This window comes from Streptomyces sp. NRRL S-646 (genome assembly GCF_000720765.1).
Classification (GTDB): domain Bacteria; phylum Actinomycetota; class Actinomycetes; order Streptomycetales; family Streptomycetaceae; genus Streptomyces.
Genome location: NZ_JODC01000015.1, coordinates 196811 through 216172 on the forward strand (window position 1 = coordinate 196811; position 19362 = coordinate 216172).

Genomic DNA, 19362 nt, shown 5'->3' on the forward strand with positions numbered 1-19362 from the left:
CGCTGGGTCGTTGTCCGCGGGCCGTGTGTGGCTGGTCGCGCAGTTCCCCGCGCCCCTGAAGGGGCGCTCCGGTCACGCCTTGTGCAGGAACTCCTCCAGGGCCTCCACCACGAAGCGGTGATCTGCCAGTTGGGGCAGGCCTGAGACCGTGACCGCGCCGATCACGCCCACGCCCAGGACGTTGATCGGGAAGGAGCCGCCGTGGGCCGCGTACTCGTCCGGGTCCAGGCGGGAGGAGTCCTCGAAGGTGCTGCCCTTGGCGCGGAAGCGGGCGCCGACCAGGTAGGAGGCGGAGCCGAAGCGTTCGACCACCCGGCGCTTGCGGGTGATCCAGGCGTCGTTGTCCGGGGTCGAGCCGGGCAGCGCCGCGTGGAAGAGCTGCTGGCCCGCGCGGTGGATGTCGATCGCGACCGGGGCCTGGCGCTCGCGGGCCATCTCCACGAGCAGGGAACCCAGCGCCCAGGCGTCGTCGTAGGTGAACTGGCTGAAGACCAGGTGCCGTTCCTGCGCCTCCAGTTCCTCCAGGGGCGGGGTGAGTTCCGGGTGGAACTTCGGGGTGATCTCCTGGTTGTGCGTCACAGCGCCACCGCCACTCCGTCGCGGGCCGAACGGCGGGCCGCCTCGAGTACGTCGAGGGCGGCGGCCGCCTCCAGAGCGGTCACCGGGTTGGGACCGTCGTCGTTGAGGGCCCTGGTCACGGCCGCATAGTAGGCCGGATAGTCGCCGGGGAGGGTGGGTTCGGGGCGGCCTCCTCCGGTCAGTGGGGAGTCGCCGGATCCGATGCGGCCCCACAGCGACTCGGGTTCCGTGCCCCAGTCGGCGGTCGTCTGCGGGCGCCTGCCCTCCCGCAGGGCCGCCTCCTGGGGGTCGAGGCCGTACTTGACGTAACCCGCCTGCGAGCCCAGCACCCGGAAACGCGGGCCGAGTTGGGCGGTCGTCGCGGAGACGTACAGGTGGGAGCGGACACCGCTCGTGTGCGTGAGGGCGATGAACGTGTCGTCGTCCGTCTCGGCGCCCGGACGGCGGATGTCTGACTCGGCGTAGACCTGTGCCGCTGGGCCGAAGAGGACCAGCGCCTGGTCGACGACATGGCTGCCGAGGTCGTAGAGCAGACCTCCGATCTCTGCGGGGTCGCCGGACTCGCGCCAGCCGCCCTTCGGCTGCGGACGCCAGCGCTCGAAGCGGGACTCGAAGCGCCACACGTCGCCCAGCTCGCCCTCGGCCAGCAGCTTGCGGAGGGTCAGGAAGTCGTTGTCCCAGCGGCGGTTCTGGTAGACGGAGAGCAGCAGGCCGCGGTCCTCGGCGAGGGCGGCGAGCTCGCGTGCCTCGGCCGCCGTGCCCGCGACGGGTTTGTCCACGACCACCGGGAGGCCGGCCTTCAGGGCGGTCGTCGCCAGCGGGACATGCGTCCTGTTCGGGGACGCGATGACGATCAGGTCCAGCTCGGCGGCGCGGTCGAACAGTTCGTCGGGGGTGGCCGCGATCCGTACGTCCGGGAACTCGGCGCGGGCCTGCTGCTGCCGCTCCGGGTTCGAGGTGACCACGGTGTCGAGAGTGAGGCCCTCGGTGGCGGTGATCAGCGGGGCGTGGAAGACGGAGCCCGCGAGGCCGTAGCCGACGAGGCCCACGCGCAGAGGAGTACCAGTCATGCTCCCCACTTTGGCAACACTGTTGCTAAAGTGCAAGTGGGGGAGAATGGAGGCGTGGACAGGACGAACGCAGGGGCGGCGGCAGGGGCAGGGGCCGTGCGGGCGGGGATGGCGGGCTCCGCCGGCGTCAATCTGCCGGTGCTGCGCAGCCACAACACGGCGCTCGTGCTCGATCTCCTGCGCACGGCCGGGGCGGAGGGCATCAGTCGGCTGGAACTCGCCGAGCGGACCGGGCTGACCCCGCAGGCCGTCAGCAAGATCACCGGACGGCTGCGGGACGAGGGGCTGGCGGCGGAGGCGGGTCGCAGGGCCTCGACAGGAGGTAAGCCCCCTACGGTGCTGAGGCTGGTGCCCGAGGCGGGCCACGCCGTCGGGCTGCACCTGGACCGCGACGAACTGCGCGCGGTACTGGTAGACCTCACGGGAACCGTGGTGGGGGAGCGGCGCGCCTCGCTGGACCTGGGGGCGGGGGCCGAGGCCGTCGTCGCCGCGGTGGCGGGGGAGGCGGGCGCGCTGATGATGGGGGCCTCGGGCGCCGGTTCCGTCCTCGGCGTCGGTGTCGCGCTCCCCGGTCCGCTCGACCACACGCGGGGTGTCCTGCACCGCGTGACGGGATTCCCCGAGTGGGACGGCTTCCCCCTGCGGGACGCGCTCGCGCGGCGGCTCGGGGGGCCGGTCGTCGTCGACAAGGACACCAACGCGGCCGCGCTGGGACTCGCCGTCGGGGGCGAGAGCGGGTCCTTCGCCTATCTGCATCTCGCTACGGGGCTCGGCGCCGGGCTGGTCATCGGCGGCGCCGTGCACCGGGGCGCCCGCACCGGGGCCGGGGAGTTCGGGCACCAGGTCGTCCAGCTGGACGGACCGCCGTGCGGCTGCGGCAACCGCGGCTGCATCGAGGCGCTGTGCCTGGCCGCGGTGGCCCGCGGCGCGGTCGACGAGGCGGCGCACGTCCTCGGCATCGGCGCCGGCAACCTGGTCGCACTGCTCGACATCGACCTCGTACTCCTCGGCGGCCGCACCGTCACCGCCGCCCCGGATGCCTTCCTACGAGGGGTGCGCACTGTCCTCGTCGAACGCGCCGGCCGCCTCGGCGAGGCCCCGGTACCGGTCCGCCTCGCCTCCGGCGGCATCGCCGAGGGAGCGGCACAGCTGGTACTGGCAGGACTCTTCAGCCCGTCCGCCGTTTGAGGACGAGGCTTTTGCCGTCCCGATCCCCCACCCCCCGGCTGGGGGCCAACCAGCCCGTCCGCCGTTTGAGGACGAGGCCGTTCAGGCCGAAAGCGGGGGTCTGGGGGCGCAGCCCCCAGGGTCGGGACGGGAAGGGGCGGAGGGGGCGAAACACGCACGTGCGGACGGCGGCAGCCCCGTGCACGCATGCGCTGAACGAGCGGACCTGACGGGCCGTACGGAGCGGCACCGCTCCACGCCCGCCGGCACCCGGCAGAGTCACGTGTCCATGCGACCCTGCACGCCCGTCTCCCTCTGCCTGGCGGCAGCCGCCCTGCTCTCCGCGGCACCCCCGGCGCACGCGGCCCCCGTTCCCAGCTGCGCCGCCCCCGACGACCGCCGCTTCCCCCTCACCACCCGCATCCACGGAGGCCCCGACACCTACGAAGCGGGCGGCGGATACGGCATCTGGTATCTCGACCTCACCAACACCACCACCCGGACCTGCGGAAACATCCACCCGGTTGTCGTGCTCGTCGATGACAAGCACGCGCTGAAGCCCTCGCAGCCCCGCCTGGAGTTCTACGACGGCGCCCAGGTGCACCCCGTCCAGTTCGAGACCACGGACGAGGACGAACTGGTCGGCGCCTTCGACGACGGCTTCCCCGGGTTCACCGTCGGCCCCGGACAGACCGTCACCGTGAAGATCCGCCTCGCGCTCACCTCGGACGCCGCACCCAACGAGGTCACCGCCGACGCAGCCGTCGTCCAGCGCCACAACGACGACGGCGACTGGGTCGGACAGTCCAACGACTACGCCTTCCGCATCCACAACGACGCGAGCCCCACCCCCACCCCCTCCATCACGGGTACCGGCACCACCCCGCCCAGCCGCGCCCCCCGCCTCCCCTTCGCCGACGAACTCGCCCGCACCGGACTGGGCACGCCCGGCGTCGCCCTCGCCACCGCCGCGGTCCTCGTCACCGGCGGCGCGCTGCTGCTGGCCCGAAGGCAGCGCAGGCGCCGCTGAGACGCCCATTCCGCAAGATCCGGCCAGTGTCTACGCTGGGGGCGCACACGCAGCACCGCGCACATGCGTACGGCAGGAGATCCCGCACATGGCAGACCGCAGGCCCATCGAGTCGTGGCTCACCGACATGGACGGTGTGCTCATCCACGAGGGCGTACCGATCCCCGGCGCCGACGACTTCCTCAAGAAGCTGCGCGAGTCCGGCAAGCCCTTCCTGGTCCTCACCAACAACTCGATCTACACCCCGCGCGACCTGCACGCCCGGTTGCGCCGCATGGGACTGGACGTGCCGGTCGAGTCCATCTGGACCTCGGCCCTGGCCACCGCCCAGTTCCTGGACGACCAGAGGCCGGGCGGCTCGGCCTACGTCATCGGCGAGGCAGGGCTCACCACGGCCCTGCACGACATCGGGTACATCCTCACCGACCACGAGCCGGACTACGTCGTCCTCGGCGAGACCCGGACATACTCCTTCGAGGCCATGACCAAGGCCGTACGGCTGATCAACGACGGCGCCCGCTTCATCTGCACCAACCCCGACGAGACCGGCCCCTCCACCGAGGGCCCGCTGCCCGCCACCGGCGCGGTCGCCGCACTGATCACCAAGGCGACCGGCAAGCAGCCGTACTTCGCGGGCAAGCCCAACCCGCTCATGATGCGGACCGGGCTCAACGCCATCGGGGCGCACTCCGAGACCAGCGCGATGATCGGCGACCGCATGGACACCGACGTACTGGCCGGCATGGAGGCCGGAATGCAGACGTTCCTGGTTCTCACGGGGCTGACCCGGCCAGAGCAGGTCGAGAACTTCCCGTACCGGCCGTCCAAGGTCGTCGACTCCATCGCGGACCTCGTCGACCGGATCTGAAACCCTGCTTGACCCATTCGGAGCAATGCGGCCCCGCTGAGGATGCGGGGCACGGGCCCGCGGGGGAGTCTCCAGATATCTGGAGGTTTCACGATGGGTTCACTGCGTCTCACTCTCTGTACAGGGGTCCTGGCCGTCTGCGCCCTCACCCCACCGGTGTACGCCGCCGACACGGGCGGAGCCGGTATCTCGGTGAGCCCCTCGTCCCCCGCACCCGGGGCGGACGTGGCGCTCCGGGTGACCGGCTGCTCCGCGAAGGCGGCGAGCGCGGCGTCCAGGGCGTTCGTCGCGGACGTACGACTCGTGGACGCCGACGGCACCTTCACGGGGGACACCCGCGTCCGCGCCTCCGCCGAGCCCGGCTCCTACGACGTGAAGGTCATCTGCGCCGGCTCCGTGACCACGGCCAAGATCACCGTCGTACCCCAGTCCCAGTCGCAGCCGCCCTCGCACCTCCCGGCGTCCCCCGTCGCCCCCGTCCACGCGGGCGGCGGTGGCACCGCGCACTTCGCCACCGTGGATGTCCGCGAGGCCGGACCCGGCACGGGGCAGGAGGTCACCGGGCTGGTGCTCGTGGGCGCGGCCGTGGCCGCGGTGGCGCTCCTGAGCGCGCGCCGGAGCCGCGGAACGGACTGATCCCATGTCCGACGACGAACACTCCTCCGGCTCCGGGCGTCTCCTGATGGGCCTGACCTGGGCGGTGCTGCTGCTCGCGCTGTGGCAGTGGGGGCGGCAGGTGACCGAGGTACGGCAGGACCTGTCCGCGCCCGCCACCGGTGACATGGCCGCGGTCGGACGGCCGCCGGATACGGAACTCCCGCCCGCCGCCCGCCCGTTGGGGAACGCGCTGCCGCAACGCATCGACATTCCCGACCTGGGCGTCCGGGCGCCCGTGGTGCCCCGCGGCCTGGACCGGCAGGGGGCGATCGATCCGCCGCCCTTCGACCGGGCGGACACCGTCGGGTGGTACGCGGGCGGGGCAAGACCGGGCGCCGCCGGTGCCGCGCTGATGGTGGGTCACGTCGACACCGAGACCCGGCCCGCCGTCTTCTACAAGCTGAGCTCCCTGCGGTCCGGCGAGACCGTCCGCGTCATCCGCGACGACGGCAGGGTCGCCGAGTTCACCGTCGACGACGTCCAGGTCCAGAGCCGCGACCGCTTCGACGCCCGGCAGGCCTACGGCCAGCACCGGCCGGGGCGCGCCGAACTGCGGCTGATCACCTGCGGGGGCACCTTCGACCAGGACAGCGGCAGCTACACGGCGAACGTGATCGTCTCGGCATACCTCACGGGAACCGGCCACTGACCCACCCTCACCGGGCCACCCGCACCTGGCCCGGCCGGCGGCCTGCTCCCCCCGGAGCCGCCGACCGCGCTGGTCCTCAACCGCGCGCGCACGGGCTGCGGGAGTGCTGTGTCTTTCCGGGGGCTGGCCCCCGGGCTCCCGGCGGTGGGGCGGGTTGGTCGGGGTGTGGTGCTGGGTGTCGGTACCTGGCCCGGCCGGCGGCCTGCTCCCCCCGGAGCCGCCGACCGGGCTGGTCCTCAACCGCGCGCGCACGGGCTGCGGGAGTAACCCGGCGACCGGCACGGGAGGTTCAGTGGGCCATAGTGGCAAGGATCGGCCGAGGGCTGGGGCCGTCTGAGAAGACTCTAGAACGGATGAGCGCCAGAGCCTAGAGGTTGAATGACGCCAGGTTCCGTTACGGTGGCTCTCCGTCATACACGCTGGTGACCGACGTTCCACTGAGGGTTGTACGACGACCTCCGGACCGCCCCCGGGCTTCCCGGCGCAGCTCGTCGTCGTCCGTCACCCGCTCGACCACCGCCGGCGCGACCCGGTTCAGCGGCAGTCGGCGTCGGCGCGCGTACTGCCTGAGGCTCGCGAACGCCTGGTCGGCGTCGGTGTTCCAGCGCTCGGCGACCATGCTCTTCGCCTGCTGAGGGGCGTGGGGCTGTATCGATTTGCGGCTCCGCCACGTGAGCGCGACCAGCCACGACAACGCCGCAGACGGCACATCGCCGCACATCTCGCGGAGCGCTCAGCACCCACCCTCGCCATGGGGCTGTAACAGCTCGCCGACAAGGTTCGGGCGACCTCGTGGCGAGGCGGGCCGTATGTCAGGATTGGGACCTGGACCGGTGCACCCAAGGGGGAGTTGGATGTACGGCATGAGGGGGGCCGGAATGAGGGCTTCCGCGGCGGTGCTGGGGGCGGCGCTGCTGGTCGCGGGGTGTTCCTCCGGGGGTGGCGACGACAAGGACGCCGGTGCGAGGATCACCCAACAGCCCAAGGACAGCGACCCGTTCTGGGTCAACCCGGACGGCAACGCGGCACGTCAGGTCGCCGCCTTCGCCAAGTCCGGCAAGGACTCCGAAGCCGAGCAGATCCGCAAGATCGCCGAGCAGCCGACGGGAGAGTGGATCGGCCCGGAGAACCCCGAGCAGGAGGCCCAGGGCTTCACGGAGGCCGCCGACAAGGCCGGCCGCACAGCCCTTTTGGTCCTCTACAACATCCCGCACCGCGACTGCGGCCAGTACTCCCAGGGCGGCGCGGCCGACGGCGACGCCTACCGCTCCTGGATCGACGGGGTGGCCGCGGGCATCGGGGACCGAGCGGCCATGGTGATCCTCGAGCCGGATGCCGTACTGCACCTGGTGGACGGCTGCACCCAGTCGCAGTTCCAGGAGGAGCGCTACAGCCTCCTCAACTACGCCGTCACCAAGCTCAAGTCCCTGAAGAGCTCCAAGGTCTACCTGGACGCGGGCAACGCCGGCTGGGGCCACCCCGACCAGATCTTCCAGCCCCTCCAGCGCGCGGGTGTCGCCCAGGCCGACGGCTTCTCGGTCAACGTCTCCAACTTCTACTCCACCCAGGACTCCATCGCGTACGGCAAGCAGCTGTCCGCAAAGGTCGGCGACAAGCACTTCGTCATCGACACCAGCCGCAACGGCAACGGCCCGTACACAGAAGGAAAGGCCGACGAGAACTGGTGCAACCCGCCGGGCAGGAAACTCGGCGAGACCCCGACGACGAAAACGGCGGACCCACTGGTGGACGCGTACCTGTGGGTCAAACGCCCAGGCGAATCGGACGGCACCTGCAAGGGCGGCCCCAAGGCAGGCGAATGGTGGCCGACCTACGCACTGAAGCTGACGGAAGGGTCAGGGTCTTAAGGAGCGCGGGGCTGTGACAAGCCACAGCGCTCCCGCACCCGAAAAGACAACCCGCGGGAGCGCTACGGCACCCTCACCCACTGCGCCTTCGACGGCGTCCCCTGATCATCATCGACGAACAGCATGTACCACCCGGACGTCACCATATTCCGATTCTTCGGCACAGTAACCGTGATCTTGTCACCGGAAACCTTGTAGTCCAACGCAATGGACCGTTGATCCACGTCCGTGACGTGAGTGGACGCACTGGGCCGAATCAACCGCACCTTCTTGATCGCTGAAGCCTGCGGAGACGTGAACGTCCCCGACCCACCCCGAGCGATGGTCTGCGGTCCCCCGGACAGCGACGGCCGCGAATCCCGATAAAGATAGGGCGGGGTGTAAATCTCGATCCGCTGCTCGAACTTCCCCGGCTTGGTGTTCGCCTTGTCGCCGTACAACGAGTCCGACCCGAAGAACATCACCCGCCCGTCCGGCAGCAGAATCGACCCGGAGTGGTAGTTACGCCCCACCTCGGGATCGGCGACCTGCTTGAACGTGTTGGTGTCCGGGTGATACAGCCGGGCCTGCAGGATGTTGGAGTCGCCGCGCCCGCGATAGTCCTCCGACCCGCCGGACACCAGCACCGTGTCGTCGGGCAGCACTGAGGACTGCGGATACCGCGTCCCCTTCTCCAGCGTCGGCCCGTCCACGAACTTGGGGTTCTTGTCCTTCAGGTCGATCAGCCGTGTCTTGTTGCTGGACAGCTTGGACTCGCCGACCCCGCCACCGCCGATCACCATGTACTTCTCGTTCTGCGCCGGAGGCAGCAGCACCGTGCCGGACGTCTCCATCTTGTTGGCGTCGCTCAGCCCGGGCAGCTTGCTGAATGCATTCGTATCGACGTCCCAAATACCCGGAACACGGCCCACGTTGTCCGGCCCGTACCCCGCATTCGACCCCGAGTAGAAGATCTTGCCGTTCTGCATCAGGAACAGCGCCGGGTAGGTCGGGAACTGCCGGATCGTGGACGTGTACGTCCACTTCTTGGTCTTCGGATCGAAGACCTCGTTCTTGCCCGGCACCAGCTGCCCGATGTCGTCGAGACCGGACACACTGAGGATCTTGCCGTCGGACAGAGTCGTCAGCGTCGGGTACCAGCGCGCCTCGTTCATCGGGTCGACCTTGATGTACTTCTCGGCGACCGGGTCGAACTCGAAGGCGTCCCGGATCCCCTGGAAGTCCTTCTTGTCGAGGGCGAGCTTCTGCGCGATGCCGTACGTGTTGCGTGCGTCGGTGCCGGTCAGGCCCTGGATCCGGTAGTTGTCCTGGGTACCGGTCTCGTACTTCGTCCCGCTCTGCTTCGCCTCGACGTAAATACGCCCCAGGCCGGGGTCATTGCGCAGGAACTTGCCGGTCTTCGGGTCGAAGACCTTCTTCGCGCGCGGCACGAGCACCGGGTCCTTCGACACGAAGGTCTTGCCGTTCTCCTTGCCCGTGAACTTCGTCCCCGCGGGCAGAGTTATCGGCTTGTCCGGGTTCTCGTTGTGCACCACCATCAGGCCGCCGGCCTTGGTGACGTCACCCTTCAGCTTCTCGTACCGCTTCGTCCCGCCCGCGATCAGCAGATTGCCGTTCGCCAACTGCGTGTGGCCGGTGCAGAACAGGTCCTTGGGCGTCGGGATCTTCTTGATGGTGCCCTTGACCGGGTCCCAGATGCGGGTGTCGAACTTCTTCGCGTTGAAGTTGTCCTGGTTGTTGCCCGAGCCCGCGATCAGCAGCACCTTGCCGGTGCGCAGCAGCGCCGCGTGGATGGTGTCCTGGCGGTATTCCGGCGGGAACTCGATGATGTCCCAGTGCCCGTTGTCCGCCTTGTACTCGGGTCTGTTGATCTTGTACTCGTGGTATTTCTCGGTCCCGACGCGGTAGAGCCACGGCCCGTTCATCCCGGCCAGCGCGAGTACCACCGCCGTACCGATCGCGAGTCGACGGGCGCGGCGGCGGCCTGCACGGTCGTTCATTCCTTACGTCCCCCAAATCCACCGAGAGCGATCTGCATCGTCTGGTCATTGCCTGCACCCGGACCCCCGCCGGAGGCGGCCCAGGTGGGCTTCTGCCCCGAGCCGTGCGGCGAGTGCGGCGCGTGCTGCCCGGGCAGCGGCTTCGGCTGGTACGCCGTCGCGGGCGCCGCCGAGTCCTGCGGCTCCTCGTACAGCGGCGCGGGCGGCTGCTTCTTCGCCTGCCTGAGGCCGTACCGCCAGGCGAAGATCGGCGACGCGGTGATCAGCAGGGCGAACGTGGCCCAGATGATCATTGCCGGGTGCGAGTGCCCGAGTGTGAAACCGGCGGCGATCGAGCCGCCGAAGACCAGGATGAAGAACAGGTGGATCCGGAAGGTCCCGAACAGCGTGTCCGGGCTGGCCGAGTCGCCCTTGGGCGTCACCACGAACTTGCTCTTGCGGCGCAGCACGGTGTCCATCAGGGAGCGTGCGTAGATCGGCGCCGACAGCGCCGACATCATCATGCCCGCCACACCGCCGGAGCCCTCGGGCTCGTGCGGGGAGACGTTGTGCCGGCGGTTCCAGACGTACAGGCCGATCTGCAGCGCGGACGCGTTGCCGTACAGCATCAGCCAGACCGTCGGGTCGATGTTCACACCCGAGGCGCCCAGGCCCAGGAACAACGCACAACTCAGCGCCGCCAGGATCCAGTTGAGGGCCGACATCGGGTAGAAGATGATCATCATCGTGTAGTTGAAGAGCTTGCCCGGAGGCAGTGAGAACCAGCCCTTCCAGTACTGCTTCAGGATCGTCTCGTACGTGCCCCGGGACCAGCGCAGCTGCTGGGTGAAGAAGTCCGTCCAGGCACCCGGGCCCTCGCCCACCGCGAGCACGTCCGGTGTGTACACCGACCGCCACTTCTTCCCCGTCGCGGGGTTCCTGTGCCGGTGGATCTCGAAGCCGGTGGCCATGTCCTCGGTGATCGAGTCGTACAGGCCGCCGATCTGCTTGAGCGCCTTGATTCGTACGGCATTTGACGTACCGACGAACATCGGGGCGCCGTAGCGGTTTCCGGCTCGCTGGATGAGGGCGTGGAAGAGGAACTGCTGGGATTCCGCCGCCTTGGTGATGGGGTTGTCGTAGTTGCCGTACACCTGTGGGCCGATGACGAAGCCGACGTCCGGGTCGCGGAAGAAGCCGAGCATCCGCTCCAGGTAGTTCGGCAGCGGCACGTGGTCGGTGTCGACGGAGGCGAAGAAGTCGTAGTCGTCGCCGTGCGCCTCGAGCCAGGCGTTGTAGTTGCCGTGCTTGGTCTTGGCGCGGTGCGGGCCCTTCTTCTGGTTCCACTTCTCGACGCCCTTGCGGGAGAAGTGGTGCACGCCGAGGCGCTCGCAGACCGCCTTCACCTCGGGGTCGTCGCCCTCGTCGAGGAGCCAGATGTGCAGAAGCCCCCGGTGGCGGAGCCGCACGGCCGCCTCCAGGGTCTTCGTCACCATCTCCAGGGGTTCCTTGCCGGGCACGTACGTCGTGATGAACGCGACTCTCGTGCCGGTCTCGGGCACCACCGGGATCGGGTCGCGGGCGACCAGCGTGGCGTGCGCGTTCGACAGCACGTTCATGCAGCGGAAGAACTCGATCAGACCGATCGAGACGAGCATGACGACGTCCAGCGTCGGCAGGAAGCTGAAGGCGGGGTAGTCGCGTTCGGTCCAGTGCTCCGGCTGCAGCAGCCAGCCGAGCAGGATCAGTGAGAGCAGCGGCGCCGCGCCCAGCATCAGGGCGGCGCGCAGCCGGTGCGGCTCCTGCGAGAGCAGCGAGCGGTACTGCACCTTGTACGGCTTGTTCGGGTCGGGCTGGGTGAGGGGACCGGCAAGCCGGCTGTAGTGCTCGTAGTCGTATCTCGGCAGTGTCTTCTTGATGCGGCGGAACTGGCCCGTCTGGCTGTTCCGCTGCGATGGCATCCTCAGCTGGGTGGTTTCTGACGGGTCGAAGTTTTGCCGGGCGCCCGTCGGCGTCGACGTCATGAGTCATCCCCCCACACGCAGGTCAACCGCGTGTTGTGTTGGTTCCTTCCGCCCGCGGTCGAGTCCCCCTCGACTCTCCACGGACGTATCAGTGACCGGCCGCAGTCACCACACCTTCCACACCCAGAGACATGGAACCGCGACCTTCCGGTTGCATGATGCCCCCCTCGGCATCCGCTCGTGAACGGGGCCCCTAATCCCCGCGAACCCGGCAACCGCTTACTTGCCCCCCAACTGCCGCGTATCCGCAGCATCTTGGAGAACAGGGTTCTACGGCGTTCATCATGATCGCAAGATGCGAAACGCGGTGTTTACCGGTCATACGCGTTCATTGTGGCGCGTGTGGGGGTCCTGTGGACCAGTTGTGGACAGCCGGGTGCGGATGTTGCCGAAGTGCTTTCTTATCGCCTCCTCCGCCCGTACCGAGTCGCCCGACCGCACCGCGTCGAGGATGTCCCGGTGCTGACTGCAGGTGACCTTCGGGTCCTGGGGCGCGCCTCCCAGATCTGTCTGTACGCGGTGGAAGGCGTCCCAGAACGCCTCCAGGACCTCGCCGAGGAGCACGTTGTCCAGCCCCCGGTACAGGGTGGCGTGAAAGGCGCGGTCGGTGTCCGCGAGGCCGGCGCCTCCTTGCGCGGCCTGGTCTTCCATACGGTTCACGAGGGCGTCGAGTTCAATGAGGTCCGGCTCCGGGATCCGCCCCGCGAGCCGGGAGACGAGCCCTGTCTCGACCGCCTCGCGCAGTTCGAGCAGCTGGAGCAGGGAGTCCTCTCCCCGGTAGTGCCCGGCGACCGTGCGGAAGGCGAGGCCCTCGATCATGGGGGCCAGCGACATCGGGCCGACATACGTGCCGAAGCCGTGCCGGATCTCCACGATGCCCATCGCCTGCAGCGCCTTCAGCGCCTCGCGCACCGAGTTCCGGCTCGCGCCGAGGAACTCCATCAGCTCGGGCTCGGTCGGCAGCGGGGCCCCGGAGGGCAGCCTGCGGTCGACGATCAGCTTCTTGATCCGCTCCTGGAGGTCACGCGCTGCCATGGCCAGAGGGTATCCGGCCAAGCGCTCCGCGGAAGTGGCTCGATGGGCCGCCGATCGCCTACGGCGCCGTCATGACTGTTCGCGCCCACGCGGCGAAGCCGCCGATTGCCACAGCCCAGCGCCCTTCAGGGCCGCTGCCGGGCCTTTGCTGTCTGTGTGCGGCCGGGGACTCGTACCCCGGACCCGCTGCTGGTCCATTTCCCGGGGTGCCCCCCGGACCTTCAGCCGCCTGTGTGGCGCCGTGAGGAATCCGGCGTGCGGGAGTGGAGGCCGGCCGATGGCGAAGGCCCCCACTTCCGCCGGGGGGCTTTGCTGTCTGTGTGCGGGCCGGGGAGTCGAATCCCGGACCTGCTGATGCTGCGTCTCCCGGGGGAGGCCGTCCCGATGGCGAAGGCCCCCACTTCCGCCGGGGGGCTTTGCTGTCTGTGTGCGGGCCGGGGAGTCGAATCCCGGACCTGCTGATGCTGCGTCTCCCGGGGGTGAGGAATCCGGTGTGCCGGAGTGGAGCCCGCACCAATGGCGAAGGCCCCCCGCGCTTGCGGAGGGCCTTGCTGTCTGTGCGCCGCCAGGGACTCGAACCCCGGACCCGCTGATTAAGAGTCAGCTGCTCTAACCAACTGAGCTAGCGGCGCCTGCTGACGTCGTAACTCTACCGGACGGCCGGGGGTGCTCCGGACCACCCGCCCCCCTGGCCCCCCGGGTCACGGACGGCCCTTGTACATCATTCGGACCGTCAACATGCGCGTCGGGAAGAGGGTTGGGAAACTGATCATCGTGGACAGGCGCGGTCATTTTCATCTGGAGTGTGAGGGGAATCGCATGGCGACTCCGGTATTCGAGGAATTCGATCCGGCAAGCGACTGCGACTGCCCGGGATGTGCCCACTGGCGGAGTGTTCTGCCGTTTTCGCGGGCGGGCCGGCACCCGGCGGCCCGCCGGGCAGTGATCGTGGCGGCCGCCGCGTCCGCGGCCCTCGGCGCGGGGCACGTGGCACCGGCGTTCGCCGCCCCGCAGCTACCGCCCGGACCGGGCGTTTCCGCAGGCAGCGAGGTTGTCACCCCGCAGGGCCCCCGGGCCCGGCTGCACGGCCGCAGCGGGCCGCCCATCGAGCCCGCGAGTGAGGTCAAGGCGCCCCAGACCACCCGCGCGGAGATCATCACCCGGGCCAAGAAATGGGTCGACGCGAAGGTGCCGTACAGCATGGAGGCCTACTGGTCCGACGGTTACCGGCAGGACTGCTCGGGCTATGTCTCGATGGCCTGGGGACTGCCCGGAAACGAATGGACGGGCACCCTCGGCCAGTTCGGGGAGCGCGTCAGCAAGGAGGAACTGCAGCCCGGCGACATTCTGCTGTTCCACAATCCGCAGAACCCGGAGAGGGGCTCGCACGTCGTCATTTTCGGCGGCTGGAAGGACTACACGCACACCTCGTACCTCGCCTACGAGCAGCGGCCCCCGCGGGCCCGCCGGAAGGACACCCCGTACGCCTACTGGAACCAGGCGAACCGCTATGTCCCCTATCGCTACAAGGGGCTCAAGGAGGACGCGGCGGCGGGTCCGGACAAGCCGAAGCCGCCGGCCGCCGCGGCGACGCCGTACCCGGGAGCGGCGTATTTCGGCCCCGGCGCGAACAACAAGTACGTGACCCAGCTCGGGCAGATGCTCGTCGCGCGCGGTGCCGGGCCGTTCTACACATTGGGCCCCGGCCCGCGCTGGTCGGACGCGGACCGTCGGGCCACCGGGGCCTTCCAGCTGGCCCAGGGCTGGAGGGGCGCAGACGCCCGCGGGTTGCCGGGGCCGCTGACCTGGGAGCTGCTGGCGTCGGGCGAGGGCAAGGACATCGCTGCGGTCGAGGCGCCCGATCCGCAGGTGCCTTCGTCCCACGGAGTGCCGGGCTACCCGGGGCGGGCGGTGTTCCGCCCGGGCGCCTCCAACCCGTACGTCACCCAGCTGGGGGAGCAGCTGGTGAAGAAGGGATTCGACAAGTACTACACGGACGATCCGGGGCCGGACTGGGACGAGGAGGACCGGCGCAACGTCGAGGACTTCCAGCGCTCCCAGGGCTGGCGGGGCGGCGCGGCGGACGGCGTCCCGGGCCCGGAGACCTGGCGGCGGCTCTTCTCCTGAGCGGTTCCGCCGGTACCGGCTCTTTGTCTTCCCAGCGGTTTGAGCAGTTTGTTTCGACCCACCTGTTGTGACGCATCTGGCGCGGAGGCTGGAGGCACGCATGAGTACGACGACCACTTCACAGACGCCCGAGTCCGAGGGGCCGGGCAGACCCGGTCGCCTCATCCAGAACGAGGCGACCACCGAGATCCCCGTCCATCTGCTGTTCCGCGACGAAGCGGCCCCGGTGTCCGTGCCGCTCAGGCCGACGGTGGTCGGCCGCCGGCAGGGGACGGGCGAACAGCCGCGGTTCCGGCGCCCCATGCCGGCGACGCCACGAGCCGCGCCCGAGGTCGACCCCGACCTGGGCGAGCGGCCCGCCAGGGTGCTGCCCGCGACGGCGGGCGTGCTCGCCGGGGCCTGCGGGGCGGCCGGCTGCGTGGCGACCTCGTGGTGGGCCGGCGTCCTGCCGTCCCTCGCGGTGACGGCGCTACGGCTGCCGACGGAACCGGGCGCCGGACTCGGCCCCGCGCAGTGGGCGGCCTATGCGGGCGCCGCAGCACTGGGCTTCTTCGGGTTCGGCGGCCTCGCGCGCGGCCGGACCGGACGGGCCTGGGTGCTCGGGCTGTACGGCCGCTACCGGGGCACCGTCCGGCGCACCGGCCTGATGTGGGTCAACCCGCTGCTGCTGCGCCGCCGGGTCGACGTACGGCTGCGGCACTGGCGCAGCGAGGAGATGCCCGCGGCCGACGGCAACGGGGTCGCGCTGCGCGTGGTGGTGCTGGTGGTGTGGCGGGTGCGGGACACCGCGCGGGCGGTGCTGGGCATCGAGGACCACGAGACCTATCTGCGCGAGTGCGTGGAGGCGGCCCTCGCGCGCGTTGCGGTGGAGGCGCCGGGGGCGTCGAAGGGGTCGGTGGAGGTGGTCACGGAGGCGCTGACCCGGCTGACGGCGGCCGACGCGGCGCCGGTCGGACTCGAGGTCTTCTCGGTGCAGCCGGTCCGAGTCGAGTACGCCCCCGAGGTCGCCGCCGCGATGCAGCGCCGCCGTATCGCCGCACTGGACGCCGAGCAACGCGCGACCGTGCTCACCTCGGTCGTCGACTCGGTGGAGGACACCGTGACCCGGCTGACCGTGCGCGGCCTGGTGGAACTGGACGACTACGAACGCAAGGCGCTGGTCAAGGACTTGACGGTGGCGTTCTGCGCGGGCCGGGGGGAACCGGGCGCCTGATTGGTATGGACATGCCCTTCATATGGACACGGCCAAGGAGTGGCAATAATCTGAGACTTGGTCTAGACCTGCACGCCTCACAGAACTTCCCCCACGTTCTTCAGGAGCGGCAGCATGCGCAAAAAGACCAAGTGGTACGCCGCCGCGCTCGGACTCACCACGGCAGGAGCCTTCGTGCTCTCCGCCGGAGGCGCGAGCGGCCACGGCTACACCGACCTCCCCGTCAGCAGGCAGAAGCTCTGCCAGAACGGCACCGTGACCAACTGCGGCGAGATCCAGTACGAGCCGCAGAGCGTCGAGGGCCCCAAGGGCTTCCCCGCCGCCGGACCGGCCGACGGCGCCATCTGCTCCGGCGGCAACTCCCGCTTCTCCCAGCTCGACAGCCCGAAGACCCCTGCGGGTGGCGCCTGGCCCACCACCAAGGTCACGGGCGGGCAGAGCTACACCTTCCGCTGGCAGTTCACCGCCATGCACGCCACCACCGACTTCAAGTACTACGTCACCCGGCAGGGCTGGAACCAGAACCACAACCTGGCCCGCTCCGACCTCAACACGACACCGTTCCTGACCGTCCCGTACGGCGGTCAGCGTCCCCCGGCCACCCTCTCCCACAGCGGCACCCTGCCGTCCGGTCTGAGCGGCCACCACGTGATCGTCGCCGTATGGACGATCGCGGACACGGGCAACGCGTTCTACGCCTGCTCGGACGTCACGTTCTGATCCCGAACCCGCCCTACGGGGTCCCCCGGATCTCTGAGCCTTTCTTGAGCGAAACCCGCACTACCCGCGGGTACGTTCCTGACACGCCGACCGAACGGTGGCGGCGTACCCAGACCGGGGGACCTCATGGACGTGTTCTTCTACCTCGTACCCAGCCTCATGATCGCCATCGCGCTCACTGCCCTGATCGGCCTGCTGCTCCGCGCCCGGCGCATCCGCAGCGCCTGGAACAGCGGGCTCACCGCCGAGGCGCGCTGCCTGAACACGTACACGACGACCAGCGGGGGCGGCGGCGACACCTCCGTGAGCACGACCCTCCACCACGTCTACGAGTTCACGACCCGCGAGGGCCGTCCGGTCCGTTTCGAGGAGAGCAACGGGCCGCGGACGATCGTCACCGGCGACATCGTCACGGTGCGCTACGTGGCCGAGCATCCGGAACAGGCCACGGCGAGGCCGCCCCAGCCCGGCCGGCTGCTGGCCGAGCAGGGCTGCATGCTGGCCTTCTTCGGCGTGTTCATCGCCTTCTGCGTCTTCTTCATGCTTGCGTTCCACCTGATGTCGGACGGCTTCGACGCCCCCTTCGGCTTCGGCGACGGCGACGGCGTGGACGACACCACCAACACCGTCGTCGTGGACGGCGTCACGATGACCCCGTGACCCTCCACATCTGACGGTCCATCAATTACCGTGCGCTGCCATGGAGTCGAAGGCGCGCACGGTCGCGGAACTCGTCGCCGGCCGATGGGGCGACCACCGTCCGGGCCTGTGGTGCGAGGGGCGGGTGCTCACCCACCACGAGGTGGCCGCCGGTGCCGCAGCCCGTGCGGCCCTGCTGGCCGACCTGCTGCCGCGCGGCGCCGAGCCGCATGTGGGGGTGCTGCTCGACAACACCGCTGAATATCCCCTGTGGCTGGGCGCGGCAGCGCTCGCGGGGGCGGCGGTCGCCGGGATCAACCCCACCCGCAGGGGCCCGGAGCTGGCCCGCGACATCCTGCACACGGAGTGCCGGACGGTCATCACCGAGCGTGGCCGCCTCCCGCTCCTCACCGGCCTCGAACTCCCCGGCGTACGCCTCCTGTTGACCGACAGCGAGGAGTACGACGACCTGCTCGCGTCGTATACGGACGCCGAACCGGACGCCTCCCGAGCGACTCCCGACGACCGCCTGCTCCTCTACTTCACCTCGGGCTCGACCGGTGCCCCGAAGGCCGCGATCTGCACCCAGGGGCGGCTGGCCGCCGCGGGAGCCTCGCTGGTCGGCCAGTTCGGGGTGCGCCCCGAGGACGTGCACTACATCTGTATGCCGATGTTCCACGGCAACGCGGTGATCGCCGACTGGGCGCCCGCGCTGGTGGCCGGCGCGGGCGTGGCGCTGCGGCGGCGCTTCTCGGCGTCGGGGTTCCTGGCGGACGTACGGCAGTACGGGGCGACGTACTTCACGTATGTGGGGCGGGCCGTGCAGTACATCCTGGCCACCGAGGAGCGGGAGGACGACCGGGACAATCCCCTGCGGCTGGGCTTCGGCACGGAGGCGGGCGCGTGGGACGCGGCGGCCTTCGAGCGGCGGTTCGGGGTGCGGCTGGTGGAGGGGTACGGGTCGTCGGAGGGCGGGGCGGCCGTGCAGTGGTCGCCGGGGACGCCGCCGGGTGCGGTCGGGCGGGCGGCGCCCGGCCTCGTCGTACTCGATCCGGAGACGCGCAAGGTGTGCCCGCCCGCCGTGTTGGACGCGGCCGGGCGGTTGCTGAACGGGGACGAGGCCATAGGGGAGCTGGTGAACCAGGGGTCGAACCCCTTCGAGGGGTACTGGCGCAACCCCGCGGCGGAGGCCGAGCGGCTCCGCGACGGCTGGTACTGGACAGGCGACCTCTTCTACCGGGACACCGACGGCTACCTCTACTTCGCCGGCCGCACCGACGACCGCCTCCGCGTCGACAGCGAGAACCTGGCCGCCGCGATGATCGAGAACATCCTCGCCCGGTACGAGGGCGCCGACGCCGTGGCCGTGTACGCCGTGCCCGATCCGGTGACCGGGGACCAGGTGATGGCGACGATCGCCGGGAGTTTCGACCCGGCGGGTTTCGCCGGCTTCCTGGCCGCCCAGCCGGACCTCGGGACGAAGATGGCGCCCCGGTTCGTGCGGGTCGTGGAGCGGATGCCGGTCACGGCCACGAACAAGATCCACCGGGCCCAGCTCAGAAGGGAGGGCTTCCGCTGCGCCGACCCGGTGTGGTGGCGCCCGCCCGGCGAGCAGACGTCCCCCTACCGAAGGCTGACCAGAAAAGACCGGAAAGCCGCCGAAGGACCTCTCGCCCCCACAAGAGACCCCACCTGAGGGCGCGCGGGCGACGAAGCCCCCACCGCGCACGGCGTCAC

At 70.0% G+C, this 19362-nt stretch carries 17 protein-coding genes and 1 tRNA gene; 11 read left to right on the forward strand and 7 right to left on the reverse strand.

Annotation, left to right across the window (positions count from 1 at the left end; translation table 11 throughout):
- Positions 1–72 precede the first annotated feature (72 nt).
- Positions 73–579, reverse strand: coding sequence for a heme-degrading domain-containing protein (locus IH68_RS0136055; protein ID WP_030943806.1), 507 nt, complete (start codon positions 577–579; stop codon positions 73–75).
- Positions 576–1649, reverse strand: coding sequence for a Gfo/Idh/MocA family oxidoreductase (locus IH68_RS0136060; RefSeq protein ID WP_030943809.1), 1074 nt, complete (start codon positions 1647–1649; stop codon positions 576–578). Before IH68_RS0136060 ends, IH68_RS0136055 begins: the two co-directional genes overlap by 4 nt.
- A 108-nt stretch (positions 1650–1757) precedes the next feature.
- On the opposite strand from IH68_RS0136060, the gene IH68_RS0136065 reads away from it, so the two are divergent.
- The 5 genes from IH68_RS0136065 (at position 1758) to IH68_RS0136085 (ending at position 6020) form a co-directional block, all read left to right on the forward strand.
- Positions 1758–2837, forward strand: a complete 1080-nt coding sequence (locus tag IH68_RS0136065) for an ROK family transcriptional regulator (protein WP_037885810.1) — start codon at positions 1758–1760, stop codon at positions 2835–2837.
- A 268-nt stretch (positions 2838–3105) separates the two neighbouring features.
- Complete coding sequence (locus tag IH68_RS0136070) at positions 3106–3846, forward strand: hypothetical protein (protein ID WP_107057577.1); 741 nt, start codon at positions 3106–3108, stop codon at positions 3844–3846.
- An 88-nt stretch (positions 3847–3934) separates the two neighbouring features.
- Entirely contained in the window at positions 3935–4714 is a 780-nt protein-coding gene (locus IH68_RS0136075; RefSeq protein WP_030943815.1) for an HAD-IIA family hydrolase, read from the forward strand.
- A gap of 93 nt (positions 4715–4807) precedes the next feature.
- Positions 4808–5350 carry a hypothetical protein gene (locus IH68_RS0136080; protein WP_030943817.1) on the forward strand — a complete coding sequence of 181 codons (543 nt, stop codon included), beginning with the start codon at positions 4808–4810 and terminating at the stop codon, positions 5348–5350.
- A 4-nt stretch (positions 5351–5354) separates the two neighbouring features.
- Entirely contained in the window at positions 5355–6020 is a 666-nt protein-coding gene (locus IH68_RS0136085; protein WP_030943819.1) for a class F sortase, read from the forward strand.
- 394 nt (positions 6021–6414) lie between these two features.
- On the opposite strand, the gene IH68_RS0136090 is transcribed toward IH68_RS0136085, so the two are convergent.
- The gene (locus IH68_RS0136090; RefSeq protein ID WP_078912761.1) at positions 6415–6741 is read right to left on the reverse strand and encodes an ANTAR domain-containing protein; all 327 of its coding nucleotides are present in this window, start codon (positions 6739–6741) and stop codon (positions 6415–6417) included.
- A 133-nt stretch (positions 6742–6874) separates the two neighbouring features.
- Between IH68_RS0136090 and IH68_RS0136095 the strand changes: the two genes are divergently transcribed.
- Positions 6875–7888: a glycoside hydrolase family 6 protein gene (locus IH68_RS0136095; RefSeq protein WP_030943825.1), complete on the forward strand. Its 1014-nt coding sequence runs from the start codon at positions 6875–6877 to the stop codon at positions 7886–7888.
- Between the two features lie 62 nt (positions 7889–7950).
- Here the strand turns inward: IH68_RS0136095 and IH68_RS0136100 are convergent, their stop codons facing one another.
- The 4 genes from IH68_RS0136100 to IH68_RS0136115 form a co-directional block, all read right to left on the reverse strand.
- Positions 7951–9888: a kelch motif-containing protein gene (locus IH68_RS0136100; protein WP_030943828.1), complete on the reverse strand. Its 1938-nt coding sequence runs from the start codon at positions 9886–9888 to the stop codon at positions 7951–7953.
- Positions 9885–11891: a glycosyltransferase family 2 protein gene (locus IH68_RS0136105; RefSeq protein WP_030943830.1), complete on the reverse strand. Its 2007-nt coding sequence runs from the start codon at positions 11889–11891 to the stop codon at positions 9885–9887. The genes IH68_RS0136100 and IH68_RS0136105 overlap by 4 nt, the downstream gene beginning before the upstream one ends.
- Positions 11892–12209: 318 nt before the next feature.
- Entirely contained in the window at positions 12210–12926 is a 717-nt protein-coding gene (locus IH68_RS0136110; protein ID WP_030943833.1) for a FadR/GntR family transcriptional regulator, read from the reverse strand.
- Between the two features lie 558 nt (positions 12927–13484).
- A tRNA-Lys gene (locus IH68_RS0136115) sits at positions 13485–13558 on the reverse strand.
- Positions 13559–13745: 187 nt separating this feature from the next.
- Here IH68_RS0136115 and IH68_RS0136120 point away from each other — a divergent pair.
- From IH68_RS0136120 to IH68_RS0136140, 5 genes are all read left to right on the forward strand, one after another.
- Complete coding sequence (locus IH68_RS0136120) at positions 13746–15053, forward strand: peptidoglycan-binding protein (protein WP_030943835.1); 1308 nt, start codon at positions 13746–13748, stop codon at positions 15051–15053.
- 100 nt (positions 15054–15153) lie between these two features.
- Positions 15154–16266: an SPFH domain-containing protein gene (locus IH68_RS0136125; protein WP_030943837.1), complete on the forward strand. Its 1113-nt coding sequence runs from the start codon at positions 15154–15156 to the stop codon at positions 16264–16266.
- 114 nt (positions 16267–16380) lie between these two features.
- Positions 16381–16986: a lytic polysaccharide monooxygenase auxiliary activity family 9 protein gene (locus IH68_RS0136130; RefSeq protein ID WP_030943838.1), complete on the forward strand. Its 606-nt coding sequence runs from the start codon at positions 16381–16383 to the stop codon at positions 16984–16986.
- Between the two features lie 126 nt (positions 16987–17112).
- Positions 17113–17646, forward strand: coding sequence for a DUF3592 domain-containing protein (locus IH68_RS0136135; protein WP_063763570.1), 534 nt, complete (start codon positions 17113–17115; stop codon positions 17644–17646).
- Positions 17647–17686: 40 nt separating this feature from the next.
- Positions 17687–19321, forward strand: coding sequence for a long-chain-fatty-acid--CoA ligase (locus IH68_RS0136140; protein ID WP_030943853.1), 1635 nt, complete (start codon positions 17687–17689; stop codon positions 19319–19321).
- The last annotated feature ends 41 nt before the right edge of the window (positions 19322–19362 follow it).

Coding starts and splice junctions, on each gene's coding strand:
- IH68_RS0136060 (WP_030943809.1), bottom strand. CDS start 1,649: ATGACTGGTACTCCTCTGCGCGTGGGCCTCGTCGGCTACGGCCTCGCG.
- IH68_RS0136065 (WP_037885810.1), top strand. CDS start 1,758: ATGGCGGGCTCCGCCGGCGTCAATCTGCCGGTGCTGCGCAGCCACAAC.
- IH68_RS0136070 (WP_107057577.1), top strand. CDS start 3,106: ATGCGACCCTGCACGCCCGTCTCCCTCTGCCTGGCGGCAGCCGCCCTG.
- IH68_RS0136075 (WP_030943815.1), top strand. CDS start 3,935: ATGGCAGACCGCAGGCCCATCGAGTCGTGGCTCACCGACATGGACGGT.
- IH68_RS0136080 (WP_030943817.1), top strand. CDS start 4,808: ATGGGTTCACTGCGTCTCACTCTCTGTACAGGGGTCCTGGCCGTCTGC.
- IH68_RS0136085 (WP_030943819.1), top strand. CDS start 5,355: ATGTCCGACGACGAACACTCCTCCGGCTCCGGGCGTCTCCTGATGGGC.
- IH68_RS0136090 (WP_078912761.1), bottom strand. CDS start 6,741: ATGTGCGGCGATGTGCCGTCTGCGGCGTTGTCGTGGCTGGTCGCGCTC.
- IH68_RS0136095 (WP_030943825.1), top strand. CDS start 6,875: ATGTACGGCATGAGGGGGGCCGGAATGAGGGCTTCCGCGGCGGTGCTG.
- IH68_RS0136100 (WP_030943828.1), bottom strand. CDS start 9,888: ATGAACGACCGTGCAGGCCGCCGCCGCGCCCGTCGACTCGCGATCGGT.
- IH68_RS0136105 (WP_030943830.1), bottom strand. CDS start 11,891: ATGACGTCGACGCCGACGGGCGCCCGGCAAAACTTCGACCCGTCAGAA.
- IH68_RS0136110 (WP_030943833.1), bottom strand. CDS start 12,926: ATGGCAGCGCGTGACCTCCAGGAGCGGATCAAGAAGCTGATCGTCGAC.
- IH68_RS0136120 (WP_030943835.1), top strand. CDS start 13,746: ATGGCGACTCCGGTATTCGAGGAATTCGATCCGGCAAGCGACTGCGAC.
- IH68_RS0136125 (WP_030943837.1), top strand. CDS start 15,154: ATGAGTACGACGACCACTTCACAGACGCCCGAGTCCGAGGGGCCGGGC.
- IH68_RS0136130 (WP_030943838.1), top strand. CDS start 16,381: ATGCGCAAAAAGACCAAGTGGTACGCCGCCGCGCTCGGACTCACCACG.
- IH68_RS0136135 (WP_063763570.1), top strand. CDS start 17,113: ATGGACGTGTTCTTCTACCTCGTACCCAGCCTCATGATCGCCATCGCG.
- IH68_RS0136140 (WP_030943853.1), top strand. CDS start 17,687: ATGGAGTCGAAGGCGCGCACGGTCGCGGAACTCGTCGCCGGCCGATGG.